Origin of the sequence: Agrobacterium sp. 22094 (genome assembly GCF_052046015.1) — a bacterium.
In the GTDB taxonomy this organism is placed as follows: Bacteria; Pseudomonadota; Alphaproteobacteria; order Rhizobiales; family Rhizobiaceae; genus Agrobacterium; species Agrobacterium cavarae.
This window is the reverse complement of the sequence record NZ_JBQEPX010000055.1, coordinates 1-326: the sequence shown is the minus strand read 5'-3', so window position 1 is coordinate 326 and position 326 is coordinate 1. Positions and strand designations below refer to the sequence as shown.

General features: G+C 42.6%; 1 protein-coding gene. It reads left to right on the top strand.

The features are described 5' to 3' along the window. The coding region (locus ACTJK5_RS23140) for a hypothetical protein (protein WP_440613337.1) at positions 1 to 326 on the top strand (326 nt) is incomplete at both ends.

The following is a 326-nucleotide window of genomic DNA, read 5'->3' as shown; positions in this document are numbered from 1 at the left end:
CAACTATGTCTCAACCACAAAAAGAGCAAGCTTGGCAGTCGCACCTGAATGAAAAAGGAAATGAATTTAAAGCAGTGGCACAACAAGCGGCAGTACAAGCGGGAGCGATGCCCGTACAGGCGAAAGATACGAGTGGTAAGAGTCTACATAATCAATCGTATATTAATAAAGATGCCTTTACTTCGCAATTAACGAAAGGATTACAAAGCCATGCAAATCTTGGAACAGTGAGTCAACAAGTAGGTTCTGGAATTACTAGTGCGATTCAAGGTGTTCGTTCACATGGTGTTGCAACAGGTGGCGCAATCAATAAAGCTGTATATGCG